This is a genomic window from Cohnella cellulosilytica (assembly GCF_042431195.1).
Classification (GTDB): domain Bacteria; phylum Bacillota; class Bacilli; order Paenibacillales; family Paenibacillaceae; genus Cohnella; species Cohnella cellulosilytica.
Genome location: NZ_JBHMDN010000015.1, coordinates 146,365 through 171,708, shown reverse-complemented (window position 1 = coordinate 171,708; position 25,344 = coordinate 146,365). Strand labels below are relative to the sequence as shown.

General features: G+C 59.1%; 24 protein-coding genes and 1 riboswitch. Of the genes, 13 read left to right on the top strand and 11 right to left on the bottom strand.

Annotation, left to right across the window (positions count from 1 at the left end; genetic code table 11):
- Window positions 1-21: 21 nt before the first annotated feature.
- From ACFFT4_RS11945 to ACFFT4_RS11935, 3 genes are all read right to left on the bottom strand, one after another.
- Window positions 22-579: a VUT family protein gene (locus tag ACFFT4_RS11945; RefSeq protein WP_378047878.1), complete on the bottom strand. Its 558-nt coding sequence runs from the start codon at window positions 577-579 to the stop codon at window positions 22-24.
- Entirely contained in the window at window positions 576-1,067 is a 492-nt protein-coding gene (gene queF / locus ACFFT4_RS11940; protein ID WP_378047876.1) for a preQ(1) synthase, read from the bottom strand. The genes ACFFT4_RS11945 and queF overlap by 4 nt, the downstream gene beginning before the upstream one ends.
- Window positions 1,068-1,297: 230 nt before the next feature.
- A riboswitch (PreQ1 riboswitch) is annotated at window positions 1,298-1,341 on the bottom strand.
- Between the two features lie 61 nt (window positions 1,342-1,402).
- Complete coding sequence (locus ACFFT4_RS11935; RefSeq protein WP_378047875.1) at window positions 1,403-2,710, bottom strand: alpha-glucosidase/alpha-galactosidase; 1,308 nt, start codon at window positions 2,708-2,710, stop codon at window positions 1,403-1,405.
- Between the two features lie 148 nt (window positions 2,711-2,858).
- On the opposite strand from ACFFT4_RS11935, the gene ACFFT4_RS11930 reads away from it, so the two are divergent.
- On the top strand, window positions 2,859-3,722 hold the full coding sequence (locus ACFFT4_RS11930) for a helix-turn-helix transcriptional regulator (RefSeq protein WP_378047873.1): 864 nt from the start codon (window positions 2,859-2,861) through the stop codon (window positions 3,720-3,722).
- 187 nt (window positions 3,723-3,909) lie between these two features.
- Here ACFFT4_RS11930 and ACFFT4_RS11925 read toward each other — a convergent pair whose 3' ends face one another.
- The 3 genes from ACFFT4_RS11925 to ACFFT4_RS11915 are packed head-to-tail and all read right to left on the bottom strand — an operon-like array spanning window position 3,910 to window position 6,389.
- On the bottom strand, window positions 3,910-4,266 hold the full coding sequence (locus ACFFT4_RS11925; protein ID WP_378047871.1) for a cupin domain-containing protein: 357 nt from the start codon (window positions 4,264-4,266) through the stop codon (window positions 3,910-3,912).
- A gap of 29 nt (window positions 4,267-4,295) precedes the next feature.
- Window positions 4,296-5,132, bottom strand: coding sequence for a phosphoenolpyruvate hydrolase family protein (locus ACFFT4_RS11920; RefSeq protein WP_378047870.1), 837 nt, complete (start codon window positions 5,130-5,132; stop codon window positions 4,296-4,298).
- 39 nt (window positions 5,133-5,171) lie between these two features.
- Window positions 5,172-6,389 (bottom strand): Tm-1-like ATP-binding domain-containing protein, encoded by a 1,218-nt coding sequence (locus tag ACFFT4_RS11915; protein WP_378047868.1) that lies wholly within the window; start codon window positions 6,387-6,389, stop codon window positions 5,172-5,174.
- A 146-nt stretch (window positions 6,390-6,535) separates the two neighbouring features.
- On the opposite strand from ACFFT4_RS11915, the gene ACFFT4_RS11910 reads away from it, so the two are divergent.
- From ACFFT4_RS11910 to ACFFT4_RS11860, 11 genes are all read left to right on the top strand, one after another.
- Complete coding sequence (locus ACFFT4_RS11910) at window positions 6,536-7,084, top strand: helix-turn-helix domain-containing protein (protein ID WP_378047866.1); 549 nt, start codon at window positions 6,536-6,538, stop codon at window positions 7,082-7,084.
- A 116-nt stretch (window positions 7,085-7,200) separates the two neighbouring features.
- Window positions 7,201-8,058, top strand: a complete 858-nt coding sequence (locus tag ACFFT4_RS11905) for a sugar phosphate isomerase/epimerase family protein (protein ID WP_378047864.1) — start codon at window positions 7,201-7,203, stop codon at window positions 8,056-8,058.
- Window positions 8,059-8,195: 137 nt separating this feature from the next.
- The gene (locus tag ACFFT4_RS11900) at window positions 8,196-10,511 is read left to right on the top strand and encodes a helix-turn-helix domain-containing protein (protein ID WP_378047862.1); all 2,316 of its coding nucleotides are present in this window, start codon (window positions 8,196-8,198) and stop codon (window positions 10,509-10,511) included.
- A gap of 191 nt (window positions 10,512-10,702) precedes the next feature.
- Window positions 10,703-12,352: an extracellular solute-binding protein gene (locus tag ACFFT4_RS11895; RefSeq protein ID WP_378047860.1), complete on the top strand. Its 1,650-nt coding sequence runs from the start codon at window positions 10,703-10,705 to the stop codon at window positions 12,350-12,352.
- A 94-nt stretch (window positions 12,353-12,446) separates the two neighbouring features.
- Window positions 12,447-13,331, top strand: a complete 885-nt coding sequence (locus tag ACFFT4_RS11890; protein ID WP_378047858.1) for an ABC transporter permease — start codon at window positions 12,447-12,449, stop codon at window positions 13,329-13,331.
- 16 nt (window positions 13,332-13,347) lie between these two features.
- On the top strand, window positions 13,348-14,223 hold the full coding sequence (locus tag ACFFT4_RS11885) for a carbohydrate ABC transporter permease (RefSeq protein ID WP_378047856.1): 876 nt from the start codon (window positions 13,348-13,350) through the stop codon (window positions 14,221-14,223).
- 43 nt (window positions 14,224-14,266) lie between these two features.
- Complete coding sequence (locus ACFFT4_RS11880) at window positions 14,267-15,406, top strand: Gfo/Idh/MocA family protein (protein WP_378047854.1); 1,140 nt, start codon at window positions 14,267-14,269, stop codon at window positions 15,404-15,406.
- On the top strand, window positions 15,403-15,867 hold the full coding sequence (locus ACFFT4_RS11875) for a NanQ anomerase/TabA/YiaL family protein (RefSeq protein WP_378047852.1): 465 nt from the start codon (window positions 15,403-15,405) through the stop codon (window positions 15,865-15,867). Before ACFFT4_RS11880 ends, ACFFT4_RS11875 begins: the two co-directional genes overlap by 4 nt.
- A gap of 41 nt (window positions 15,868-15,908) precedes the next feature.
- Entirely contained in the window at window positions 15,909-16,901 is a 993-nt protein-coding gene (locus tag ACFFT4_RS11870; RefSeq protein ID WP_378047850.1) for a Gfo/Idh/MocA family protein, read from the top strand.
- Between the two features lie 275 nt (window positions 16,902-17,176).
- The gene (locus tag ACFFT4_RS11865) at window positions 17,177-17,551 is read left to right on the top strand and encodes a BlaI/MecI/CopY family transcriptional regulator (protein WP_378047848.1); all 375 of its coding nucleotides are present in this window, start codon (window positions 17,177-17,179) and stop codon (window positions 17,549-17,551) included.
- Window positions 17,552-17,554: 3 nt separating this feature from the next.
- Complete coding sequence (locus ACFFT4_RS11860; RefSeq protein ID WP_378047847.1) at window positions 17,555-19,111, top strand: M56 family metallopeptidase; 1,557 nt, start codon at window positions 17,555-17,557, stop codon at window positions 19,109-19,111.
- A gap of 22 nt (window positions 19,112-19,133) precedes the next feature.
- Here the strand turns inward: ACFFT4_RS11860 and ACFFT4_RS11855 are convergent, their stop codons facing one another.
- The 4 genes from ACFFT4_RS11855 to ACFFT4_RS11840 all read right to left on the bottom strand — a co-directional run bounded on the left by ACFFT4_RS11855 (window position 19,134) and on the right by ACFFT4_RS11840 (window position 23,081).
- Complete coding sequence (locus tag ACFFT4_RS11855; RefSeq protein ID WP_378047845.1) at window positions 19,134-20,075, bottom strand: DMT family transporter; 942 nt, start codon at window positions 20,073-20,075, stop codon at window positions 19,134-19,136.
- A 113-nt stretch (window positions 20,076-20,188) separates the two neighbouring features.
- On the bottom strand, window positions 20,189-21,289 hold the full coding sequence (locus tag ACFFT4_RS11850; protein ID WP_378047843.1) for a Gfo/Idh/MocA family protein: 1,101 nt from the start codon (window positions 21,287-21,289) through the stop codon (window positions 20,189-20,191).
- Between the two features lie 21 nt (window positions 21,290-21,310).
- Window positions 21,311-22,030, bottom strand: coding sequence for a ThuA domain-containing protein (locus tag ACFFT4_RS11845; protein ID WP_378047842.1), 720 nt, complete (start codon window positions 22,028-22,030; stop codon window positions 21,311-21,313).
- Between the two features lie 19 nt (window positions 22,031-22,049).
- Window positions 22,050-23,081, bottom strand: coding sequence for a LacI family DNA-binding transcriptional regulator (locus tag ACFFT4_RS11840; protein ID WP_378047840.1), 1,032 nt, complete (start codon window positions 23,079-23,081; stop codon window positions 22,050-22,052).
- Window positions 23,082-23,275: 194 nt separating this feature from the next.
- Here ACFFT4_RS11840 and ACFFT4_RS11835 point away from each other — a divergent pair, with 194 nt between their 5' ends.
- Window positions 23,276-23,893, top strand: coding sequence for a TlpA family protein disulfide reductase (locus tag ACFFT4_RS11835; protein WP_378047839.1), 618 nt, complete (start codon window positions 23,276-23,278; stop codon window positions 23,891-23,893).
- A 652-nt stretch (window positions 23,894-24,545) separates the two neighbouring features.
- On the opposite strand, the gene clpP is transcribed toward ACFFT4_RS11835, so the two are convergent.
- Window positions 24,546-25,142, bottom strand: a complete 597-nt coding sequence (gene clpP / locus ACFFT4_RS11830) for an ATP-dependent Clp endopeptidase proteolytic subunit ClpP (RefSeq protein WP_378047837.1) — start codon at window positions 25,140-25,142, stop codon at window positions 24,546-24,548.
- Window positions 25,143-25,344: the final 202 nt, after the last annotated feature.

Here is a 25,344-nt window from a genome sequence, read left to right as displayed (position 1 = left end):
GCCGCGGCGGCCGCGCCGCGATCAGACCGCGGTCCTCCGGGTCCGCGGCAGAAGCTGAATGACGATCGCGCCGAGAAGCTGCATGCCGATCTTGACGAAGATTTGTCCGGCGACGGCGTAGCCGACCAGGCTCCAGGGCAGGAAACCGGCGCCGAGCGGAGACAGTCCGACGACAACGAAGACGACGCTGTCGACCGCGCCCCCGACGATGCCGCTGTACATGACCCGCAGCGACATCGGCAGCTTGAGCCGGGTATAGATTTCGGTGTCCGCCGTCTCCGAGAACAGGAAGGTGAGAGCCGAAGCGCCCACGATCCACAGCGTGTCGTCCAGCAGGAACGAGCTGAGCGCGGAGATCGCCATCGCCGTCACGATGACGATGTAGGTGTTGCGGCGTCCGATGACGTTCTGCACGAGATCGCGGAAAATAAACGTCGCGCCGATCAGGAACGAGCCCGCGGGAATGATCAAGTAGCCGAGCCGGACGGGCGCGTATGCCGCGGTGACGACGTTGGCGGCGACGATGGCGAGCAGGTAGAGCGCGATCAGCGATACTTTTACCCCATAGCCTCTCTTCATCGGTTATCCACCTTCTCCGGGTACAGGTCGTGGTTGAGCAGCCGGTGCTCGGCCATCCGCTCGTACTTGGTGTCCGGCTGTCCCCAATTGCAGTAAGGATCGATCGAAATGCCGCCGCGCGGCGTAAACTTGCCCCACACCTCGATATAGCGCGGATTCATCAGGGCGATCAGATCGTTCATAATGATGTTCATGCAGTCCTCGTGGAAGTCCCCATGGTTCCGAAAGCTGAACAGATACAGCTTCAGCGACTTGCTTTCCACCATTTTCCGGTCCGGGATGTACGAGATGTACAGCGTCGCGAAATCGGGCTGGCCCGTGATCGGGCACAGGCTGGTGAATTCGGGGCAGTTGAACTTGACGAAGTAGTCCCGTCCCGGGTGCTTGTTGTCGAACGTCTCCAGAATGCCCGGATCGTACGCGAACGCGTACTTCGTTCCCTGATTGCCGAGTTGCGTGAGGTCCTGCATTTGTTCGGGCTTGCGCATAAAAAAATCCCCTTCCTTGTGTGAAGAAAGAGAATTCGCTGGTCAACCGTTCCGCTACAGCAACATGAAAAAAACGGCGCTATACCGACGGCTAAGGGCTATCCCGCGAGCAGGCCGGTGGCTTCGGGTCTATCGCCGATCCCGGCAGGCGCTTGCTTCGCCTGCCGTTCAACGATCCTCCGCGGCCGTTCTGCTCGCAAGACAGCCTTCTGTCGGCAATCATGCGTTCGTTTTCCTTAGTTTTTTATAGAGGGAGTTCGCGAACCTCTCCCGGCGCGCCGCCAGGGCGTTCCGGATTTTCTTCTTCGGTTATGGTTATTGGCGTTACCTACGTACTATACCACAGAGAACTTCGGCAGCCAATCCCCGTGCGCCTCGATCAGATCGTCGCACAAGGAGACGATGTCGTCCATCGACAGCTCGGCGGACGTATGCGGATCCAGCAGCGCCGCATGGTAAACGTGCTCTCTCTTGCCCGTGATCGCGGCTTCGATCGTCAGCAGCTGCGTGTTGATGTTCGTGCGGTTGAGCGCGGCGAGCTGCGGCGGCAGATTGCCGACATACGTCGGGTTCACGCCGGAGCGGTCGACGAGGCACGGCACTTCGACGCACGCTTCGCGCGGCAGGTTGGCGATCAGGCCGCCGGTGTTCATCACGTTGCCGCCGATCTTGAACGGCACGTCCGTCTCGATCGCCTCGAGAATGTAGGAGGCGTATTCGTGGGAGCGCTCGTGCGTCAGATTGGAATCGTGCAGCAGCTCCTCGCGCATTTTCTCCCATCTGCTGATCTGCTCGACGCAGCGGCGCGGATATTCGTCCAGCGGAATGTTGAAGCGCTCGATCAGCTCCGGGTAATTGCGCTTGATGAAGTACGGATGATACTCGGCGTTGTGCTCGGAGGATTCCGTAATGTAGTAGCCGAATTTCAGCATCAGCTCCAGGCGGACCATGTCGTGATGCTTCTCCTTCTGCTTCTCCGCCGCGCGGCGCTTGATCTCCGGATACAGGTCCACGCCGTCCTTGGTCACTTCCAGCAGCCAGGCCATATGGTTGATGCCGGCGATCTTCGACTTGACGCCCGCCGTATCCATGCCAAGATTATCGAACAGGTCGCGCACGCACACCTGCACGCTGTGGCACAGGCCGACCGTGTTGACGCCGCCGTAGGTGTTCATCACGTTCGTCAATACGGCCATCGGGTTCGTATAGTTCAGGAACAGAGCGTCCGGACATACCTCGCGCATGTCCTTGGCGAAGTCGAGCATAACCGGGATCGTGCGCAGGTTGCGGAAAATGCCGCCGATGCCGACCGTGTCCGCAATCGTCTGGCGCAGGCCGTACTTTTTCGGCACCTCGAAGTCGGTGATCGTGCACGGGTCGTAGCCGCCTACCTGGATCGCGTTAACGACGTATTTCGCTCCGCGAAGCGCTTCCTTGCGGTCGCTGAAGGACTGGATGACGCAGGTGCTTCCGGATGTCTTTTTGATGTTATTGAGAATATTCTCGGAGTCCTTCAGACGGACCGGATCGATGTCGTAGAGCGCAATTTCGAAGCCTTGCAGGGCAGGCGTAAGCATGACGTCTCCGAGCACGTTTTTGGCGAAAACCGTACTTCCTGCACCGATGAAAGTAATTTTGGACAAGTTCATAACCTCCGGTTGAGAAAAGTGATTGGCTACTCCCAATGTAATGCAAGCGCACCCGTAAGAGTATGGAGGCATCGCGCATCTATATGGACATTTGTCGTTTGTTTGCTATAGTGAGAGTAAACCTTCGAGGCAGGTGGCCGCGATGACTCCGGAACACGACGATTACGTCGTCAGCATCAATCCTTCCCCTTCGGACGGCGAGCTTGCCGTGCTGTTCAGCGGGGAGGCCCAACCGGTTCCCCTTCATAAGATGGGCCCGACCATTCACGATTATTATTTGATCCATACCGTGCTGTCCGGGCACGGGGATTTCACGATCGGCGGCGCCCGTTACCGCTGCGGAACGGGGGATTCCTTCTTTATCTTTCCCGGCGAGCTGTTCTCGTACCAGGCCGACGAACGCGCGCCGTGGCGTTACGCCTGGTTCGCCTTCAACGGCCCCGGCGCGGCCGCGGCGATGGAAGCGATCGGCGTCACTCCGGAATCCCCCGTCGTTCCCGGCAGCCTGAACCCGCACCTCCGCAACGCCTACGAGCAGCTTCGCCGCTGCTTCGAGGCTTCGCTCGGCGCGGAGCTGTCCAATCTGGAGGCCGAGGGCTGGCTTCGTCTTCTGCTGCACCAGCTCGGCGCCGCCCGCGCCAAGAACCGGCTCTCGCCTTCCGCTGCCGCCTCTTCGGATTCGGATCACGTCGTGAAGCAGGCGCTGCAATATTTGACGCTGCAGTACGCCCGGCCGATCTCCGTCTCGGGTATGGCGAGCATGCTCGGCTATCATCGCACCCATCTGTGCAAGCTGTTCAAGCAGTCGACCGGCTTGTCGCCGATGCAGTATTTGCTGCGCATTCGCATGCAGCGGGCCGTGCTGCTGCTCGCCTCGGACATGACGATCGAGCAGGTCGCCTCGTCCGTCGGCTACGGCGACGCGCTGTACTTCTCCAAGAAGTTCCGCTCGTGGAGCGGACTCTCTCCTTCGGAGTACCGCAAGGAGCTTCGTAAGATTCCGTGAAAAGAGGAGCGGTTCTATAGAAGAAATATCGCGAGGGGCGGGAGGGGGCCGACGCTTCCCTGGCTGGTTCGCATCGTTGGGACGGATCGTTAGGGGGAGGCAAACAAAACGCTCGCGCACACCGAAGGCTTGCAAGGTGTGCGCGAGCGCCGTGGTCAATCGTGCAGAACGGGCCGTCTCGCCGAGATTATTCCCCGATCGTCTGGCGGTCGGGCGCCGAATACATGATCATCATGCGGCAGGGCTCCCAGCTCGTGACGGTCGCGTTGTGCGGAACGCCGCGGGGAATGCGCAGCATCATGCCCGGCTCGAGGTGAAAGCTCTCGTCGCCCAGCGTATGATCGCATTCGCCGGACAAGACGAAGATGTACTCTTCGCAGTTCGGGTGAACATGGCGCGGATTCGTCTCGCCGGCGTTAATGAACACCATCCCGAAGGTCATCTCGCAATCCGGATCGATCTCCTGGCCGCAAAGCCATTGAATTTTGCCCCAGTCCATGTCCAGCACATGCCGGTGTTCTCTTAAATCGGTAACTGTAGCCATCTTGGATGCACTCCTATCTCTATTTTGGTCTATACGCTCTTCAGCTTCAGCCCCGAGAAGCGGCGAATCTGTTCTTCGATCGCGAGCTCGGTCGGAAGCCGTTCCATGCTCGACGCGCCGTAGAAGCCGTCGACGCCCGAGGTGCGCTCTAGGACGTACGACACGTCCTCCGGCTCGGACAGCGAACCGCCGTGGCAGAGCACGATGACGTCCGGGTTGATCCGGCGCGCGGCGTCGGCGATCTCCTGCACTTTGGCCGGCGTATCCTCCAGCGACAGCGCCGTTTTGGCGCCGATTGCGCCCTTGGTCGTCAGTCCCATATGCGCGACGATAATGTCCGCGCCCGCGTCGGTCATCCATTCCGCCTCTTCGGGATTAAACACGTAAGGCGACGTAAGCAGGTCCAACTGTCTGGCCTTGCGGACCATGTCGACTTCCAGCTTGTAGCTCATGCCGGTCTCCTCCAGGTTCTGGCGGAACAGACCGTCGCACAACCCGACCGTGGGGAAGTTCTGGATGCCGGCAAAACCTCTGTCCCGCACCTCCTCCAGAAACCGTCCAATATCCCGGAACGGGTCCGTTCCGCACACGCCGGCCAGCACCGGCGTCTGCTTGACGATCGTCAGCACCTCGCCGGCCATTTCCATTACTATGGCGTTCGCATCGCCGTAAGGCATCAGCTCGGCCAACGATCCTCGTCCGGCCATGCGGAATCGACCCGAGTTATAGATGACGATCAGATCGACGCCGCCCGCTTCCTCGCACTTGGCCGACAGCCCCGTGCCCGCGCCGGCTCCGATTACCGGCTCGCCCGCCGCAATCTTCTTTTTTAACCGATCGATAATTTCCTGTCTGCCAGAAGCCATGATCTTCATCCTTTCTTCAATGCCGCCATTCCGTCCGGCTTAAGCCAGCATCTCCAGCAAAGCTTCGACCGCCCTGGCGGAAAACCGGGGGTCGTTAATGTTAATGTCCAGCTCTTCGACGGGAATCCGCTTGTCGAGGCCGCTCTTGAGCGCCTCGAACATGGCCGAATCCGCTTCGGGCCACCAGAACGGCTGGTCTTCGCCGTCCAGAATGGAGACGCCTTTCAGCGGAAGCAGCACGCGAACCTTCCCGCCGGAAGCATTAAGCTTCTCGGCGAAAATCTCCCCGAGCCGGCGGTTCTCCTCGACGTTCGTGCGCATCAGCGTGACGGACGGATTCCATACGACCAGGTTGCGGTCGGCGTAACGGCTCGGAACGGTGTCCCTGGCTCCGAAATTCACCATATCGACGCAGCCGGGCACGACCAGATGGGGGATGCCCGCTTGCCCGGCCGCATCCAGACGGTCCTCCCCGGCGGCGAACACGCCGCCGCACAGCTGGTCGGCCCATTCCGTCGTCGTAATATCCAGCACAGCGGCGATCTTGCCGTCGCGCACAAGATCCTCCATCGTCCGACCGCCGACTCCCGTACAATGGAAGACGAGACATTCGTACCCCGCTTCGGTCAGCTGCTCGACGCAGCGATTGACGCATTCGGTCGTATTGCCGAACATCGTCACCGCCACGATCGGCTTGTCCTCGCGGCTCTCCTCCGGCTGCTGCTCGACCATGCCGCATACGGCGCCCGCCGCCCGGCTGTAGATCACCCTGCTTATGCTGTTCACTCCGGCAACGTCGACAACGGACGGCACCAGCGTAATATCCTTCGTTCCGACCATTGCCCGCGTATCTCCGCTGGCCGCGGTGGACACAAGCACCTTCGGAACGCCGACCGGCAGCGCCCGCAGCGCCGCGCTGATCACCGAGGAGCCGCCCGTGCCGCCCATGCCCAGCACGCCGTCGAATCCGCCGCTGTCGTACAGCTCCCTGGCCAACGCCGCGGCCCCTTCGCTCATCACCGTCATCGCATGACCGCGATCCTTGCGGCCGCGCAGCTCCTCCAGCGTCGAGCCTCCGGCCGCGGCCACGCGGTCCGCGTCCCAGTCGGGGACGATGCCGCGCGGCTCGCCCATGACGCCGATATTCATCGCCGCCGTCTCATGTCCCCGGGCTTCGATCAGCCCCTGAACGAAACGGTATTCCTCCCCTTTCGTGTCGAACGCTCCGATCAGCAATATTTTTCCGCGTCTCGTCATTGCGCCCCTCCAGATGTTGAATTATTTTAATCAATATTTAATTTAATTCAACTTTATTGAATTGTCAATCCGGAAACTTTATTGAACAACCTTCAATTATGAAATATACTCAAATGAAAATATCGCAAGGATTCAGGAGGATTCATATGGATATCGGAAGCCGGATCAAATTGATTCGCAAGCAGCAAAATCGAACGCAGGACGAGATCGCGCTTCAGTGCGGATTCACGAAAAGCCTGCTGTCCAAAATAGAAAACGGCAAAACGATGCCCCCCGTCGCCACCTTGATGAAAATCTCCGAGGCGCTGGGCATCCGGGTATCCGACCTGCTGGAGGAGCAGCCGCGGCCGGGAACGATCTTCAACACCGCGGACCAGACCCGCGACCCGAACCGCTGGGTCAAGACGGACAAGGGCTATTCCTTCTATGCGTACGCGTCGGAAAGAAGGGACAAGGCCATGCAGCCCTACCTGTTCCGCGCCCGCAAGGACGAGGTCAAAGCCCATTCGCTGTCCCATCGCGGAGAAGAGTTTATCTATATGCTGTCCGGCATTATGAAATACCGGATCGGCCAGGTCGAATACACGCTCCATCCCGGCGACGGCATCTATTTCAATTCCCTGGAGGACCACATGCTGATCCCCCAGACGGACACCGTGGAATATTTGGCGCTGTTCGCGGACGACCGGGATTAACGGAGCCCGCCCCGGCGGCGGCCGAACAGAAAAGTCGGCAAGTCGATTCCATTGACAATTCAACATTATTGAATTAAATTTTATTGTATTGAATTATAGTCAATGGAGGCTGACCAATGGTCAAGTTCACGATGTTGAACAGCATGGCGTCCGCGGACTTTGCCGAGTCCCTGGACATTCAGCAAGCGCTCGGAATCGAAGTGCTGGATCTGAAGGATTCCATCTTCGGCAAGCCGCTTGCCGATCTCACCGTATCCGAAGCCCGGCAAGCGGCCGAAATGATCGCCGCCCGCGGGCTGTCCGTCTATTGTCTCTCCACGCAGCTGTTCCACGAGCCCGCCGACAAAGGGAAGGACGCCTTCGTCCGGCACGATCTGGAGGGCGTCGACCGCGCGATCGCGATCGCCGATATTTTGCAGCCGGTCTGCATTCGCCTGCTGCCGGCCATCGTCCGGCCGGAGCGTCCGGGAGGGCACGTCGAGCAGGTGCGCAAGCATTACCCCTGGCTGCCGGGCCTGTATCGGGAAGCCGTCGACCGCATTGCGGGCTCCGGCTACCGCGCGGTCATGGAGAACGAATACGGCTCTCTGCTCGCGTCGCCGGAAGAGATTCTGGAATTTTTCGAACTGGTGGACCGGCCGGGCAAGCTGCACCTGACGTACGACGTGCAAAATCTATGGCAGATGGGCACGTACCCTTCGCTGGAGGCCTACCGCACGCTGAGGCCGCTCATCTCTTATCTTCACGTCAAAGGCGGGCAGGAGGACCCGGTCTCCAAAAAGCTGAAATGGAAGTCGTCGCTCGAGGACGCGACGTGGCCGATCGCGGACATCGTGCGGGAAGCGATCCGGGACGGCTGCAGCCCGGTCATCTGCCTGAATCCGTCGCACGGAGAGCTGCGGGACGGCTACGATTACCGGAATTTGGAACGGCGGGATTTCGTCTATTTGAGAGGAGTCGCGTCTTCGATATAGAATAGAAACGGAGATCGGACAGCGAGGCTGTCTCAAAAGACGGGATCCTTTTGAGACGGCCTCGCTGTTTGCACTGTCCGGTCGAGAACCGGGCGAACGGATCATATACCCAACGGTTAAGGGGGAGGCCGCGGCCGATGAAGAGAAAGAGAAACAACCGCCAAATCCGGCAAAGCTACTACAGCAAAATCTTCCGCATTTATTTCTTGTTCCTCATTCCGATCGTCTTCATCAGCTTGTTCTCGTACAGCTATATCAAGCGCAGCTTCATCAGCGAAACGAACAGCTTCAACAACAACAACTTGCGCAATATCGCCGAGAATATCGAGAACGATATTTACGAGCTCGAGCGGCTCAGCTATTTGGTTATCAAAAGCATGCATCGCGACAATATCGAGAATCTCACCATCGGCTACGAAACCCAGAATCCGAACAACATCTACAAGCTGCAAAATACGCAAAACCTGCTCATCTCGCTCAAGTCGGCCAAGGAAAACCTGCAGCGCGTGCTCATTCATTTACCGAAAAGCGATCGCCTTATCTCGGACGACGGCGTGTACAGAGTCGGCGAGTATTACGATATTTTCCCCAATTTTCGGGAAGCGGACGAGCCCTTCATCCGGCACGAAACCGACTCGATCGAATATCTCAAGGTGCTCGGCACGACTCGCATCGCTTACGACCGAAGCGACGATTACGCGGACGTCGTCCCGATTACGATCTCCTACAAAACCTTCGAAGGCATCCATGCGAGCGTGTTGATGAACATGAAGGAAGCGTACCTTGCGGGCGTATTGAACAATACGAAAATGATTCAGGGCACGCAAACGTTGATTATGGACGATACCGGACGGCTTGTCTCCCATACGAACCACGAGATGCTGTACAGCAACGAGACCTACGAGAAGCTTGTCGGACTGACGAATCTGGAGGAGAAGGAAGGACAAGCGATCGTCGTCGACGGCAAAAAATTTATGCTGTACGGCAGCGAGCTGTCCTTTCCCCGTTGGACGGTTTACTCTCTGGTGCCGCAGGACGAATTTTACCGCCAGCTCAACTTCATCAAGGTGCTGCTCATTTTCGTCAACGCCGCCCTGCTCGGCTCCGGATTGATCGCGGCTTATTTTTTCAGCAACAGGCTGTACAGCCCGATCCGGAACTTTATCGCCATCTTGGCGAACAACGAGACGAAGGTCGATTTCGACGAAATCGAATTTATCAACGAGAATATGAAAACGCTTAAAAGCGCAAAAAAAGAGCTGGAGGCCAAGCTCGACAACATTAGGCCGATGATCAAGGAAAATATCGTCAAAAACATCGTGCTGTACGGAGACGCCTCGGTCACGGAGCAGGAGGTGCTCCAGCTGCTCAGCGAGCACGATATCCGCATGGACCTGCCCTTCTATTTGCTGGGCGTCTGCCGCCTGTACTACAGCAGGGCGTTCGGCATCGATTTTCCCGACGAGGCGCAGAAGTCGATCCGCAAGAAGATGGCTTCGATTATCGGCAGCTTCATCCGCTCGTCGGTCTCCGGACAGGCCATGGTCATCGAGATGGAGGATTTCCGCTTCCTCATCGTGATCAACAGCGACGATGCCCGGCTGCGGGAACGCTTGCTGGCCGCCTTCGACGAAATCAACGAGCTGATCCAGGCGGACCGCGATTATTTGCGGCTGACGCTGTCGGTCAGCGAGCCGCTCCCCAGCTTGCTGGCGCTTGCCGACGTCTACCGCGAGATCGAGGCCAGAATCCAGTATGCGCATCCGGACGAATTTCTCGTCGACGAGAACGCGCTGAACCGCAATCCGGCGCTGCATTGGCCGCACAATTTCGAGGAACGGCTGAAAAACGTCATCGCCTACGGCTACGAGCAGGATATCCGCGAGCTGGTCGATCAGGCGCTGGAAGCGAACCTGCGCCAATCCTGGACGCCTTTTACGTTTAACCGCGTCGTGAACGTGCTGTTCTACGAAATCGAGAAGGCGATGCAAAATTGCGGCTTGTCCGTCGAGCTCGGCTTCCAGTACCGGCTGGACCCGCGGCTCCAGCAGTACGACAAGGAGGAGGCCAAGGCGCTGTTCGTCTCTCTGCTGACGGACATGAACCGGCTGCTCCAGAGCAACAACCCGGCAGCCACAAAAAAAACGCTGCTCGAGGAGTACATCGAAGCGAACTACGCGAACGAAAATCTGGATCTGCAGGTAATGGCGGATACGCTCGGCTTTAACCCGAACTACCTGTCGCGTCTGTTCAGGGAGCAGACGGGCAAGACGTTCACGGATTACGTCGTCGAAGCGCGCATCGACAAAGCCAAAACGCTGATGTCGGAGACCGACCTGTCCGTCGAAGAGATCGGCAGGCTGGTCGGCATCGGCAACCGCCGGACGTTTAACCGCACGTTCAAAAAAATAACCGGGCTGTCTCCCAGTCTGTATCGGATTATGAAAAAGTAAGGTCATCAAATGACCGCTCCAAGGTCACCAAATGTCCCCATGACGCCCGAATCCCCCTTCCGGACCGCGCAAGTCACATGCTGACCGACGGGTGAAGGACTGTCTATTTTGCCCGCGGCCCGGCTGTGACATACTCAAGTCATTGGCTGGCCAGCCGATCAACGACCACGAAAGCCAAAGGGAGGATCCGAATGAAAAAGCTCCATAAAAAAGGCGCGGCGCTCACGCTTGCACTCGCCCTGCTGACCGCCTTGCTCGCCGCCTGCAGCGGCGGCAACAACGCCAAATCCGGCAACGAAGGAGGAGGCTCCGCCTCGTCTCCGGCCGCAAGCGCTTCGGAAGAATGGCAGAAGACGGCGCCGGGCTCCGGCGGACAGGCGCTTCCCGTCACGCAGCAATTAAAGGAATATACGTTTATGGCTCGCGAATTGGGCGGTGTGCCCTTCAAGGATTCCTTCGTCGTGCTCCCCGAATTGGAGAGACGGACGAACGTCAAGCTGAATTTGATCAAAGTGCCCGAATCCAATTACGGCGACAAACTGAACGTAGTCATGGCTTCCGGAGAGCTGCCGGACCTGATCGCCGGCGTCAACATCAACGTGGCCAACGAATTCGGACCGAAGGGCCTGTTCCTCAATCTGTGGGACTATATCGACATTATGCCCAACATGAAAAAGGCGTTCGAGACGTATCCGGAGTTCAACGATTACAAGTACAGCGACACCGAGCTGTATCAGGTGCTGAACCAATGCGCGCCGGATTCGGACCCGCAGGGCTTCGGATTCTACAAACAAATTCCGATGATCCGCACGGACGTGTTGAAAACGCTTAACCTCGAAGCGCCCAAAACGTTCGACGAGCTGCGCGACACGCTTGTCCGCATCAAGGAAGCTTATCCGGACTCCCGTCCGTGGATCAGCGACGGCCGCGGCTTCGAATTCCTGCAGCAGGTGCTCGCGGGCTGGAACGGCAAAATTCTCGAGCCGAACTATTATTATTCCGCTTTCGATCCGGAAGCCGGACAGTGGGGCTTCGCTCCCGAGCAGGAAGGCTTCAAGGAGCTGGTGGAATATATGCACGGCCTGTACGCCGACGGCCTGCTGGACAACGAGTTTTTCCTGACCAACAACTCGCAGTCGACAGAGCGCGCCGTGAACGACAAAGGCTTCTTCTACTACTCTTACTGGAACAACTCGGCGACGATGACGCTCAGAGGCCAGGAGAACGGAAATCCGAACTTCTTGATGTCGGGCATTCTGCCGATCGTCAAGGACGGCCCGAGCGCGGCCGTCGTCCGCAACGCCTGCAGCAACTTCTCCGCCGTGAACGCCAAAGTGTCCGATCCGGAACCGCTGCTGAAGGCGCTGGACTACTGGCTGTACAGCCAGGACGGCACGATGCTGGCCAACGCGGGCATCGAAGGCGTGAACTTCGTCTGGGAAGAGGACCAGAAGATTTACAAGCTGGTCGATCCGAAGCTGGAGAAGCCGGACAACGAGACGCACAAAGCCGAATTCGGCGTGCGCTACGACTTCATGACCGGCTTGCGTCCGGACCACTTCGACATTCACAACAAGCTGGAAGATCCGGATAACGACATGTACCACCAGCAGTTCCTGCTCTACAAGGATCATGCGATCAGCCCGGGACCGGTGAAAATTTTCAAGGACCCCGAGGATTCCAACACGATGAGCGAGATCGGCGTACCGATCCGCGACTACGTAGAGCAGCAGTTCATTAAATTCGTCATGGGCGCGGCCAACATGAGCACCTGGGATCAATTTATCGAAACCTGCAAAAAGATGGGCTCCGACAAAATGATCGAGCTGCTGAACAAATAAGCGATCACGAAAGGCCGGGTCCCTGCGCGACAGGCGCATACCCGGCTCTATAAGGCAGGTGCTTCGAATGAACCGACAGGAAGTTTGGAAAAAATTGCGGCAAGACAAAGTGCTGTACTTGCTGCTTCTCGTTCCGCTGCTCCACATTTTCGTATTCCGATACTTGCCGATCTTCGGACTCTCGATCGCGTTTAAGGATTTCAACATTATCGACGGAATCTTCGGCAGCAAGTGGGTAGGCTTCAAGTGGTTCCAGAACCTGTTCGCCAGCGGCAACTTCGAGCAATTGCTGCGCAACAGCCTGCTGCTCAGCTTCGCCACGCTGCTGTTCACCTTTCCCGCGCCGATCGTTCTGGCCATCAGCTTTAACGAATTGGGCGGCAAGCTGTTCAAGCGGTTCGCGCAGACGGTCAGCTACCTTCCCTACTTCATCTCTCCCGTCGTTGTCGTCGGGCTGATGTCCGAGCTGCTGTCGCCGAATTCCGGCGTCGTCAACGCGCTGCTCGGCAAGCTCGGCATTGATCCGATCTTCTTCATGTCCGAGGCCGGCTGGTTCAGAACGCTGTACGTTTCGTCCGAGGTGTGGCAGACGACCGGCTTCATGGCGATCATCTACATGGCCGCGATCTCCGGGATCGCGCCCGATCTCTACGAAGCGGCCGACATGGACGGCGCGGGGCGTCTGCGGAAAATCTGGCACGTCACCCTGCCGGGCATCGCGCCGACAATCGTTATCCTGCTGCTGATGAAGCTGGGCAATTTCATGGACGTCGGCTTCGAGAAGGTGCTGCTGATGTATTCCCCGGCCACTTACGAAACCGCCGATATTTTCGACACGTTCGTCTATCGCCGAGGGCTGGGCGGCATGGATTACAGCTTCGCGACCGCGACCGGCCTGTTCAAATCGCTGATTGCCTTCGTGCTCGTGGTGACGGCCAACCGGATCAGCAGAAAAGTGACGTCCTCCGGATTATGGTAGAGGGGAAGGAATCGAGATGAAAGCTTTATCGATACGCAACGCGCTGTTCCATACGGTGAACATTCTGTTTATTCTGTTCGTCATCGCGGCGGCGCTGCTGCCGTTCCTGAACGTGCTCGCCACGTCCTTCAGCAGCTCGGCCGCGGTCATCGCCAACAAAGTCACGGTATTCCCGGTCGACTTCTCGCTCGACACGTACGCGACCGTCTTCGATAACCCTTATATTTGGGGCGCTTATCGCAACACCATTCTCTATACGGTGCTGTTCGTGTGCAGCAGCATCGTGCTGACTACGCTGGCCGCCTACCCGCTGTCCAAGCGGGGGCTGCTGTTCCGCAAGATCATTATGTTTTACATCGTGTTTACGATGATTTTCTCCGGGGGCTTGATTCCGCTCTATCTGGTCGTCAAAGCCGTCGGTCTGATCAACTCCATGTGGGCGGTTATCCTCCCCTATTCGTTGACGGTATTCAGCATCATGCTGCTGCGGACGTTCTTCGAGAGCTTGCCCGTCGAGCTCGAGGAGGCGGCGAAGATCGACGGAATGGGCGACCTGGGCATCATGCTCAAAGTGTTCATTCCTCTCGCCGTCCCGATCTACGCGACGCTTGTGCTGATTTTCGCCATCGATCAGTGGAACAGCTTTTTTCCCGCCCTATTGTATTTGAACCACCGCGAGATGTACCCGCTGCAGATGGTGCTCAGAGACATCGTCCTGATCGGCAATATGGATTCTTACCGGGAATTCACGGAGGACGTCACGCAGCTGCCGGTCACCCAATCGCTGAAGGCGGCGACCATTATCGTCGTCATTACTCCGATTATTATGATCTACCCGTTCCTGCAAAAATACTTCATGAAAGGCATGATGATAGGAGCGGTCAAAGGCTGACGCAGGGAACTCTCGTTCATTCGCATAGAGAAGGAGCTTATCGATGAGAATCGGATTTAAAGGCAGATTGGTAGACGAAAAAGAGATTCGCGCGGCCGTCATCGGATGCGGCTCGCACTCGTTCCGCAACATATTCCCGACCTTTCAATTCGCGCCCGTCCGGCTGGTCGCCACCTGCGACTTTGTCGAGGCGCAGGCCAAGGCGTTCGCCGAGAAGTTCGGCGGCGCGGCCTGGTATACCGATCACCGCGAGATGCTGGAGAAGGAGGACCTGGACGCGGTGTTCATCATCGTCGGCAACGACGAGCGCGGGCGCCCGATGTACCCCAAGGTGGCGGTCGACTGTCTGCGGGCCGGCTGCCACGCCTGGATCGAGAAGCCTCCGGCCGCTTCCTGCGCCGACATCGAAGCGATGATGGCAGCGTCCCGGGAGTCCGGCAAAAGCGTCATGGTCGGTTATAAGAAAATGTTCGTGCAGGCCAACCGGAAAGCGAAGGAGCTCGCCTATTCGGAGGACTTCGGCGGCATTTCCATGGTTACGTTGCAAAATCCGGAAATCATCCCTTCCCTGGAAGACCTGCGCCTCTTCCTGGTCGAGGAGCGGAACGTCGCCGACGTCCGGAATTTCCTGGAGCATCTCTGCCACCCGGTCGCACAGATGCTCAGCCTGCTGGGCGCTCCCCGGACGATGATGTACGACCGGAACTCCATCGGGGCCGGCGTCGTCGTATTCAAGTTCGATTCGGACGTCATCGCCACCATCAACCTGACGGCCGGAATGGCCTTGAACGGCGGCGTGGAACGCACCTTCATCATCTCCAGAGGCGGCGTCGAAGGCGGCGGCCGTGGAGCCGGACGGCATATTATTGTGGACAACAACCTGAGAGTCAGCTACTGCCGCAACGCCGATTTCGGTTACGGCGACGAGCCGAACTTTTACAAGGGCACGCCCGATCAGAACACCGCCGTCTGGGAGCCCGAGTTTTCCCGCGGCCAGCTGTTCAACAAAGGCCTGTTCCTGCTGGGCTACTACGAGGAAATCAACGAATTCGCACGGTCGATTCTGGAAAACCGGCCTTTGAAGGACGGCACGCTGGAGCAGGCCTGGCAAGCGACGCAAATCTTCGAGAAGTTCGTCGAAGGCCCCGGCAAAGTCATTGCGCTGAAGGAGGGACCGGCATGATCGCGGACGTTCTGACGAATTATCGGCTGTATACAGGGATGCACCCGAATCTGGAGAAGGGCTTCAAGGCGATCGAGCATTGTCTTGCGCAGCCTCTGCCCGAAGGCAATCAGACGATCGAGGTGGACGGCCTGTCGGTTGTCGTGCAGCATTACCGCACGGTCGACCGTTCCGAGAAGAAGATGGAAGGCCATCGGCGGAACCTGGACATTCAATATATGGTGCGGGGCAAAGAAATCATCTATTGGGAAAATACCCGCGGCCTGACGCCGATCACCCCCTACAACGAGACGAGGGACCATCTGAACTACGGCGACGGCACGGGCAGCAGTCCGATCCATCTGGCCGACGGCTTCTTCGCCGTCTTCTGGCCGGAGGATTCGCACAAGACCGGCTGCCAGTGGGACGAACCGGAAGACATCGTCAAGCTTATCGTCAAGGTACGGTTGGATCAGGAATAGAGAAAAGATAGATTCGCTCATCAGGAGAGGATGGATACGGAATGGTAAACATAGTTATCGTCGGAGCGGGCGCGATCTCCCGGGCCCATATTTCCGCACTTCGCCAAATCGCGAACGCCAACGTCGTCGGCGTGGTCGACGTCAATCTCGAGAACGCGCAGGCGGCGGCCGAAATGTGCGGCGCAACCGCCTACGGGAAGCTGGATGACTGTCTCGACCAGGCGGAAATGGTGTTCGTGCTGACGCCTCCGTCCACGCACAAGGATATCGCCGTGCAGGCGATGCGGGCGGGCAAGCACGTCGTCGTGGAGAAGCCGATCACCGCGTCCGTCGAGGACGCCGAGATCATGGTCGAGGTCGCGCAGGAGTGCGGAGTGAAGCTGATGGTCGGCTTTAATATGAGATTCCGGACGGGATTCAAGCGGCTTCGGGAGATTACGGCTTCGGGCAAGCTCGGACAGCCGCTGACCTACTGGTGCCAGCGCATGGGCATGCGCGTGGACCCGAACAACAAGTGGAGCACCGATCCGCTGCTGATGACCGGCATGAGCATCCAGTCGCTGTCGCACGACATCGACATGATGAGATGGGTTGCGGGCGAGGTGAACGACGTCAAAGCCCATGTGCTGGAATCCCGTCCGCAGCTGCCCGGCTTCGACGACTTCGCCAATGCGGTGTTTACGCTGGCCAACGGCGGAACCGCCGTCTTCCAGGCCAGCTGGACCTCTCACCTCGAGATGAATTCGCGCGGCGTCATCGGCACGAAGGGCACCGCTTATATTCGCGGCGCCAGCCTGTGGAATATCGACAGCTTCCACTGGAAAACGGAGGATATGGAGTACGAGCAGAGTGAAACCCTCAACGACATCCACGACGTTCGCTCGTTCCTGGCGGAGGACACGTACTTCATCGACTGCGTGGAGAACGACATCGAGCCGACGATTACCGGCGTGGACGGCCTGAAGGCGTTGAAGGTTTCCTACGGCATCCTGGCGTCCAGCCGGGACAATGCCGTCGTCCGCCTGGACTATTAAGCCGTCGTATACGCGACAATTACCGCAAAAGATGTTCCTCAAGCCGATCGGCGCTCTTCTCCGACGGCTTGGGGGCATCTTTTTTTCTATCTGGCGATGGATCGGATACGGGCTGGGCTGTCGACTGTGTCGACTGTGTCGGCTGTGTCGGCTGGCGTTCCTCTAACGGCGACCGGCTTGACACAAATAGATTACAACTGTAATCTATTATCGTAGACTACAGTTGTAATCTTAAATCCGATCGTCGCCGGCGACGATCGAACGGAGGAATCGACATGCCCGAAGCTCCTCCCATTACGGACGCGGAATGGGACATTATGCGAATCGTCTGGCAGGCCTCGCCGTTGACGGCCGCCGACGTCATTTCCCGCCTGAGCGGGACGAAATCCTGGAAGCCGAAGACGGTCAAGACGCTTATCGGCAGACTGGTTCAGAAGGGAGCGCTCGGCTTCCGCAAGGACGGGCGGGAATACGCCTACTTCCCTCTGGTGAACGAAGAGGAATGCGTAAGGGAGGCAAGCCGTTCCTTCCTCGACCGCATCTACGGCGGCGCGCTTAAGCCGATGATGGTGCATTTCCTGGAATCCGGCAAGCTCTCGCCCGAGGACATCGAGGAGTTAAAGGAACTGCTCCGGGAAAAGGAGAAGTGACCGATGGAGCATGCTGTCCATTTGTTCGGGCAGGTGCTGGCCGGCTCGGCGGAGGCCGCCCTGCTGGCGCTGCTGATCGCGGCGGCGCTGCGGCTTGGCCGCAAGGCGCTGTCTCCGGCCTGGAGCTATGCGCTATGGTTTCTGCTGCTGGCGAAGCTGCTGCTCCCGCTGCTGCCCGGCGATATAGGCAGCCAGCTCCGCTGGCTTCCTCTGGCCGATGCGGTCGAAGTCCGCTGGCCGGCCTTCGAGGCGGTTGACGCGTATGCCGGCGGCGTATCTCCGCCAGAGGGAGCGGAAGCTTCGGAGCGGAACGCCGGTCTCTTCGCCGTCGAAGACGACGGAGACGCCGCCGCCGAGCCGAACGGGATCGGCCGGACGACAGCCGGAGCTGCAGCTCGAACCGCCGCGCTCGTATGGCTGTCCGGCATCGTTCTGGCGCTGCTCCTCCCATTATGCGAACAGCTGAGGATGGCTCGCGCTCTTCGACGAGAGCCCGTCTTCGCCGTCCCGCCCGAGCTGGAGGCGCTGTTCCTGAAGATTCGTTCGGACAGCGGCATACGGTCCCGCATCGGGCTGCGCCTGACGTCCCTTGTGTCCGGGCCGGCCCTGTACGGCGTCTTGTCTCCGGTCGTGCTCGTCCCCCGGGATTTGGCCGGCCGCCTGAACGAAGCCGAGTGGGAGTGCGTCCTCCGGCACGAATTGACTCACCACAAGCGCCGAGATATTCCGGTCAACCTGCTTGCTTACGCGCTGGCTGCCGCGCACTGGTTTAATCCGCTGGCGTGGTACGGACTGGGAAGAATGCGCGCCGCCCAGGAAAACGCCTGCGACGCGAGCGTACTGAAAGCCTCGGACCTTCGGGCCGCGTACGCGGCCTGCATGGTAAAACTGCTGGAAATCGGCGCCGCGCGGCAAACGGCGTTATCGGGAGTCGGTTTCTTCGGAAGCAAAAAACTGATCGCGAGGAGAATTGTGATGATCCGAGACTACAAACCTGCTGGAAGAAGAGCCTCCTATATCGGGGCGGCCCTGTTCGTTCTGGCCGGAGCGTTAATGCTGCCGTCGGCCTTCGCGGCGGACAAGAGCAAGCCGGAGACGAAGCCGCAGCCCGTTCAGGTCGTCAGTTCGAACGGGAACAGCGCGGCGGCCGAGATTGAGCTGTTCCTGCGGATTCCCGAAGATGCCAAAATCGGCTCGCGCTACGGCTACCGCATCCATCCCGTCACATCCGCCAAAACGCTGAACGACGGCATCGACGTCGTCGGCAAAGCCGGAACGGATATTTTCGCCGCGGGGGCGGGCAAAGTCGTGCAGGCCGAATACGATACCGCCAAAGGCTTGACGGTCACAATCGCACACAACGAGGCATGGAGCACGGAATACCGGCACCTGGACAAGCTGGAAGTCGAAGCCGGGGACGAAGTGAAGGCCGGAGATTTGATCGGAAGGATGGGCGGCACGGGCCAATCCACCGGCTCCCACTTGCATTTCTCGGTGCTTAAGCAAGGCGAGTACGTCGATCCCTTGACCGTTACCGTAATCGGAACCAAGGCGCAATAAAAAAAGAAGGAGCGGTCCGCGATTACGGCGCCGCTCCTTCCGTCGTTTCCATGCGCGTCAGAGCCGGGGCGGGCTCGCGCTTCTTCTCCGTGCTGATCCAGACGAGTCCCGCCGCCATGCAGACGGCTCCGACGATCTGCCAGCCCGAGATCGACTCGTCGAAGAACAGCAGTCCGGCGATCACGGCCGTGGCGGGCACGACGTAACGGAAGAAGTTCGCGCGGGCCGCACCGATCTTGAACATGCTGGCGTTCCATACGATAAACGCGGCAACCGTGCAGACGATCACGTTATAAGCGACCGCCGCGTAATGTCCCGCTCCCAGGCCGCTCCAATCCACCTTCCCCCAGCTCCCGAGCGTAATCGGAATCATGAACAAGGCGCCGAACAGAATAAACCACGCGCTTACGCGCAGAGGAGAATACCGCTTCATCAGCGGCATGCAGCTCAGATTAAACAGCGCTCCGACGGCGCTGACCCCAAGTGCCAGCAAGTTGCCGACCATGTGGCCGGAGGACAGGTCGAGGCCTTCCTTGCCGCCCAATATAATGAAAGTAACGCCGACGATCGCCGCGGCACCTCCGACCGCAAGGCGGCGGGTAAAGCTCTCCTTCACGAACAGCGGCGCGAACAAGGCGGCGAAGATCGGCCACGGGGCCACGTTCAGCAGAGAGGCGTTGGCCAGCGTCGTATACTTGATCGAATACATGACGGCGATCTCCAGTCCGGTAACCCCGACCAGGCCGATCGCGGCCAATTGAAGCATCACTTTCGGCGGCAGGCCTACGCTGCCTTCCTTCCATTTCAACAACAAAAAGAAACACGGCACGGCCAGGCCGAACCGCAAAAAAACAAAAAGCGCCGGATCGAAGGTCTCCATCGCGTTGCGGGAAACGCCGAAATTCGCTCCCCATATCGCGGCGACCGCCACAAGTCCGGCATAGGATTTCCATTTTCCGTCCATCTGAATCTATCGTCTCCGTTCTCTCGCCAGCGCGTCATGGATGCGACGGAAAGGCGGCTGCCGCCGCCTTTCTCATACCGCATCGATTGTACCACAATCGCGGCCCGAACGGATCAATCCAATTCAAAATCGGCCAACCCGAGCGGCAGCGGAGCCGGCGTGTCGCACGTGCTCTTCATGACGTAATGCGCGCCTTGCTCCGACGCGTCGTGGAAGCCGTGCATCGCCTCCAGCACGTGGAAGGCCAGCTCGCCGCTCGCGCGATGCTTGCGGCCCGTCTGAATCGCCCGGGCCATATCCGCGGCGCCTACGCCCCGTGCGTTCTCGACTTTGCCATGCGTATGCGGAAGTTCCGACCATTGCTTGGCCCCCGCCCGCCAGACGCTGACGGTGCCCCCGAAGCCGTTCGGGTCCGGCACAAGCAGCGTTCCCCCGCTCCCGTACACCTCGATGCGCGGCAGCGTGGAGGCGCCCTTCGTATCGAAGCTCGTGAGCAGCGTGCCGATCGGTCCGGCCGCGAAATCCATAATGCCGGCGACATGCGTCGGCACCTCCACCTTCACCTTCTGGCCGAACTTCGGCTGGCTCGTAATCGTTCTCTCCGGGTACGAGATGCGCGCCGAGCCGGTGACCCGCGAGATCGGCCCCAGCATGGCGATCAGGGCGGTCAAGTAGTACGGCCCCATGTCGAACATCGGTCCGCCGCCCTTCTGATAATAAAATTCCGGGGCAGGGTGCCAGCTCTCATGGCCGCCGCTCGTCATAAACGCCGTAGCCCCGATCGGTTCACCGATCCAGCCGTCCCGAATCATCTTGATCGCCGTCTGAATGCCGCCCCCGAGGAACGTATCCGGCGCGCTGCCGACGAGCAGCCCTTTGCGCGCGGCCAGCTCCAGCACCTTCTGCCCTTCTTCCCGGGTTGCCGCGAGCGGCTTCTCTACGTAGACGTGCTTGCCCGCCTCCAGCGCCTGCAGGCAGACCGAGGCATGGGCCAGCGGAATCGTCAGATTGATTACCATCTGAATGTCCGGATCGGCCAGCAATTCCTCGACCGAGCAGCCGCGCACGCCGAATTCCTCCGCCCTTGCCTTGGCCCGTTCCACATCCAGGTCGGCGCACGCGACGACCTCCATCGAGTCGAACCGTTTGCCGTTCTGAAAATAAATGCCGCTGATATTCCCGGTACCGATGATGCCGACTTTGATTTTCTCCACGTTGACTCCTCTTTCCCGCGATTAAAGTTGGTTGTCCTGCATGCCCGTGTAGGCCTGCGCCGATTCTCCCGCAGGAGCGAGCGCCTTGCCTTCCGCGCACCAGTTAAAGCCTCTGCGCATCAATTCCTTGACGACCGGAATTTCCATGATGTTCGCTTGATGGCCGAGCGAATTGTAATAGACGCGGCCATGGCCCCAGCGCTTCGTCCAGACGACCGGCATATCGACCGCCTTGTTCGTCGTATGCGGTCCCGGCGCTACCGGAAAACGCGTCGTGGCAAGCACCTCATTCGCCGGATCGACGTGCAGGTAATACTGCTCCGTCGATACCGTGAAATCCTCGATCCCGTCGACCAGCGGACTGGAGCCCGCCTTGATCTCGATCGTGTGCTCCGTGCCATCGTTGCCCGGATGCGCGATCCATTGTCCGCCGGTCATAAACTGCCAGTCCGTGTTTTCGCGGAACGAGTCGCACATGCCGCCGTGGCAGCCCGCAAGCCCGACGCCGCTCTGCACGGCGGCCGAGACGTTGTTCACCCACTCCTGCGAGATGCGCCCCATCGTCCATACCGGAACGATCAGGGCGAGCCCCTTCAGCTTCTCTCCGTCGGCGAAAGCTTCCAGCGTATCCGACACCTCGACATCGAAGCCCTCTTCAACGAGCTGGCCGCGGAAAATTTCCGCCACTTCCTTCGGCTGGTGTCCGTCCCAGCCTCCCCATACGATCAATGCTTTTTTCATCCGTCTTCCTCCTGTTGAATTAGTTGCCGCTCGATTTGCGGATGACGAGCTCGGTCCGCAGCTTCTCGCGAATAAGCGGCGCCGGAGCGTCGGTCTTGTCTCTGTCGGCAAGCTGCTTCAACAGACAATCCGCCGCCAGCCTGCCCATTTCGTAGAACGGAACCCTCACCGTCGTCAGCGGAGGCTCCGTAAAGCTCGCCGCGTCGGAATCGTCGTAGGCGACGATCTTCAGATCGTCCGGCAAGCTGCAGCCCAGCTCCCGAAGCCCCTGCATCAGCCCGATGGCCATCCGGTCGTTGCTGACGAAGACGGCGTCGAGACGGCCGAGATCCCGATACACCTGACCGGCCGCCCTGCGGCCGCTCGTGCGGCTGTAATTGCCTTCGTAGACGAGCATCTCGTCCTCGGCGACTCCGGCCTCCAGCAGCGCTCTCCGGTAACCCGCCAATCTGTCCCGACTGTTCGAATACTGCGGAGCGCCGTTCAGAAACCCGATTCTCCCGTACCCTTTGTCGATCAGATGCCTGACCGCGTCGTAGCTGCCCTGTTCATGGTCCGCGGCCACGATGTTCAGCAGCGGGTGGTCGAACCTCTGGTCCATCACGCAGTACGGCAGCCTCTCGTCCGCCAGCCGGTGCACGGCCGTCCTCTCCGCTTCGACGGCGCTGGAGCCGAGGATGATGCAGGCGTCCACGCGCTGCGTCCGGTACAGGGAGACGTAGTCGTAGACGGCGGTCGGGTCCCGGAACAGCAGCAGCAGTCCGTACCCGCCGGAATGAACGGCTTCCCCGATGCCTCCGAGCAGCTCGGAAAAATAATACGTCGAGAACAGATGAACCTTCGGCACATGGGGCAGCACGACGCCGAGATTACCGCTTCGGCCCCTGGCGAAGCTGGACGCCACCGCGTTCAGCTCGTAGTTCAACTGCTTGGCCGCCTGCAGCACCCGCTGTCTGGTGGAATCCTTCATCGGCCCGATCCCGTTCAATACCCGGGATACGGTCGCTTCGGACACGCCGGCCAGCTTCGCGACTTCTTTACGGTTCGTCAAAATGATCTTCCTCTGAAAACGATTAATGTACGCGTGTACATTATGGCACGACGAGCCGGGAGCGTCAAGTGAATTTCGCGAAGAGAGTCGGAGGACAAACAGCCCGCTCCGGCATCAGATGGCCGGAGCGGGTATGGAGGGCCAAGCGTATGGTCAACAATGAGTTTAGACCCTATAGAAAGCAGGAAAATCCGATGAGCAGACGGCGCAGCTGGGCGATCGCACTCTCCGCCTTATTCATAGCCGGCATAATCCTTTTTCGGGATGCGTTCTCCGATCGCGGGAATGCGGAGATGCGAGTATCCGGGGAGACCGTCGCGGCGCTTCCCGAGAAGCCGGAGATCGGCTACCCCGCTCCGGGCTTCTCGCTGACTGCGCTGGATGGCGGCGCCTATTCGCTCGAGACGTCGAAAGGCCGTCCGATCGTACTCAACTTCTGGGCCTCGTGGTGCGGACCTTGCCGGGACGAAGCTCCCTTGTTCGCCAAGCTGCACGAGCAATACGGGGAGTGGCTGAGCATTGTGGCCGTAAACCTGACGGCCGTGGACAGCGAGCAGGAAGCTCGGCGGTTCGCCCGCGAATACGGCTTCAAGTTCCCCGTCCCGCTCGATTCCGACGGCGCGGTCGCGGCCAAATACCGGATTCGTCCGATTCCGACCACGATCTTCATCGACAGCCGGGGAATCATCACCGGCGGCGTCCTGGGCGCGCTGGACTGGGACCTGCTCCATGGACGCGTTCTCCGTCTTCTCGAACCCTCTGCGCCTCTCGCTACGCCTCCCGCCGACCGCAATCGGAACGCCCGCCAATAAAACGTGCTGTTACGACGATGCTCGAATGGGGCCGTATCGTGGGACGTTACTCGAAAACATCGCACATCGGCGCTCGAATGGGACGGAATCAGGGGACATTACTCGAAAGAATAGCACATCGCACCTCGAATGGGACGGAATCGGGAGACGATACTCGAAAAATCCGCACATCGGGCCTCGAATGAGACTGAATCGGGGGACGATACTCGAAAAATCCGCACAACGGGCCTCGAATGAGACTGAATCGGGGGACGATACTCGAAAAATCCGCACATCGAGCCTCGAATGGGGCGAATAGCTCCCAGATAATTTCCAGATTCTATCCATACTCCATCGTTTGGGCCTAAATCGAACTAAGTTGTATGATTTTTCACACAAACGTCCGTCGTTTAAGCCTGAATCGAGTTAAGTTGTATGATTTTTCACACAAACGTCCGCCGTTCGAGCCTGAATCGAACTAAGTTGTATGATTTTTCACACAAACGTCCGCCGTTCCAGCCTGAATCGAGTTAAGTTGTATGATTTTTCACACAAATGTCCGTCGTTTAAACTTGACTCAAGCTGCGTTGCACGATTCTCCGACTGCCGCCCCCTCGCGGAAGTCCCTTTGTAAGGCGTAGACTTGCAGATGCAAGCAAGGCGCCGTAAAAAGTTAGCCGGGAACTTCGGGAGACGAGATGATGCGGTCGATAATGCCGTACTCCAGCGCCTCTTCGGCCGACATGTAGTAATCCCGCTCCACATCCTTCTCGATCCGCTCGAGCGGCTGACCGGTCCGGTCCGCGAATATGCGGTTCAACTTGTCTCTCGTCCGCAAAATTCGCTTGGCGGTAATCGCGATGTCGCTGGCCTGCCCCTGCGCCCCGCCGCTGGGCTGGTGAATCATAATCTCGCTGTTGGGAAGGGCGAACCGTTTGCCCCTGGCTCCCGCCAGCAGCAGGAAAGCGCCCGCGGACGCGGCCATCCCCATGCAGATCGTATGAACCTCCGGTTTGATAAACCTCATCGTATCGTACATGGCGAACGCCGACGAGATCGAGCCTCCCGGCGAGTTGATGTACATGCTGATCTCCTTGTCCGGGTCTTCCGCCGCCAGAAACAGCAGCTGGGCGACAACGCTGTTGGCGACTTGATCGTCGATCGCCGAGCCCAGGAAGATGATGCGGTCCTTCAGCAGCCGGGAATAGATGTCGTACGACCTCTCCCCCCGGTTCGTCTGCTCCACGACATACGGCACGTAATTCGACATGCTCATTCCTCCGTTTTCCTGTTCGTATTAAGAATCGCGATTCACCCCGTAGACGAACGGATAACCGGAAAAGATACGGGCGGCCCCGCCGTCGTCTTTGCCCCGCGGCGAAAATCGAATACACTGTAAGGAACGGAGGCGTTCGATTTTTGCTCGTTCGGCCGTTCTTTTTGCTCGTTCGCTCGTTCGCTTCCCCCTCGCC

Excerpts from the sequence above, each read along its gene's own strand:
- ACFFT4_RS11945 (WP_378047878.1), bottom strand. The coding sequence starts at position 579 with ATGAAGAGAGGCTATGGGGTAAAAGTATCGCTGATCGCGCTCTACCTG.
- queF (WP_378047876.1), bottom strand. The coding sequence starts at position 1,067 with ATGCGCAAGCCCGAACAAATGCAGGACCTCACGCAACTCGGCAATCAG.
- ACFFT4_RS11930 (WP_378047873.1), top strand. The coding sequence starts at position 2,859 with ATGACTCCGGAACACGACGATTACGTCGTCAGCATCAATCCTTCCCCT.
- ACFFT4_RS11925 (WP_378047871.1), bottom strand. The coding sequence starts at position 4,266 with ATGGCTACAGTTACCGATTTAAGAGAACACCGGCATGTGCTGGACATG.
- ACFFT4_RS11920 (WP_378047870.1), bottom strand. The coding sequence starts at position 5,132 with ATGGCTTCTGGCAGACAGGAAATTATCGATCGGTTAAAAAAGAAGATT.
- ACFFT4_RS11915 (WP_378047868.1), bottom strand. The coding sequence starts at position 6,389 with ATGACGAGACGCGGAAAAATATTGCTGATCGGAGCGTTCGACACGAAA.
- ACFFT4_RS11910 (WP_378047866.1), top strand. The coding sequence starts at position 6,536 with ATGGATATCGGAAGCCGGATCAAATTGATTCGCAAGCAGCAAAATCGA.
- ACFFT4_RS11905 (WP_378047864.1), top strand. The coding sequence starts at position 7,201 with ATGGTCAAGTTCACGATGTTGAACAGCATGGCGTCCGCGGACTTTGCC.
- ACFFT4_RS11900 (WP_378047862.1), top strand. The coding sequence starts at position 8,196 with ATGAAGAGAAAGAGAAACAACCGCCAAATCCGGCAAAGCTACTACAGC.
- ACFFT4_RS11895 (WP_378047860.1), top strand. The coding sequence starts at position 10,703 with ATGAAAAAGCTCCATAAAAAAGGCGCGGCGCTCACGCTTGCACTCGCC.
- ACFFT4_RS11885 (WP_378047856.1), top strand. The coding sequence starts at position 13,348 with ATGAAAGCTTTATCGATACGCAACGCGCTGTTCCATACGGTGAACATT.
- ACFFT4_RS11880 (WP_378047854.1), top strand. The coding sequence starts at position 14,267 with ATGAGAATCGGATTTAAAGGCAGATTGGTAGACGAAAAAGAGATTCGC.
- ACFFT4_RS11875 (WP_378047852.1), top strand. The coding sequence starts at position 15,403 with ATGATCGCGGACGTTCTGACGAATTATCGGCTGTATACAGGGATGCAC.
- ACFFT4_RS11870 (WP_378047850.1), top strand. The coding sequence starts at position 15,909 with ATGGTAAACATAGTTATCGTCGGAGCGGGCGCGATCTCCCGGGCCCAT.
- ACFFT4_RS11865 (WP_378047848.1), top strand. The coding sequence starts at position 17,177 with ATGCCCGAAGCTCCTCCCATTACGGACGCGGAATGGGACATTATGCGA.
- ACFFT4_RS11860 (WP_378047847.1), top strand. The coding sequence starts at position 17,555 with ATGGAGCATGCTGTCCATTTGTTCGGGCAGGTGCTGGCCGGCTCGGCG.
- ACFFT4_RS11855 (WP_378047845.1), bottom strand. The coding sequence starts at position 20,075 with ATGGACGGAAAATGGAAATCCTATGCCGGACTTGTGGCGGTCGCCGCG.
- ACFFT4_RS11845 (WP_378047842.1), bottom strand. The coding sequence starts at position 22,030 with ATGAAAAAAGCATTGATCGTATGGGGAGGCTGGGACGGACACCAGCCG.
- ACFFT4_RS11835 (WP_378047839.1), top strand. The coding sequence starts at position 23,276 with ATGAGCAGACGGCGCAGCTGGGCGATCGCACTCTCCGCCTTATTCATA.
- clpP (WP_378047837.1), bottom strand. The coding sequence starts at position 25,142 with ATGTCGAATTACGTGCCGTATGTCGTGGAGCAGACGAACCGGGGGGAG.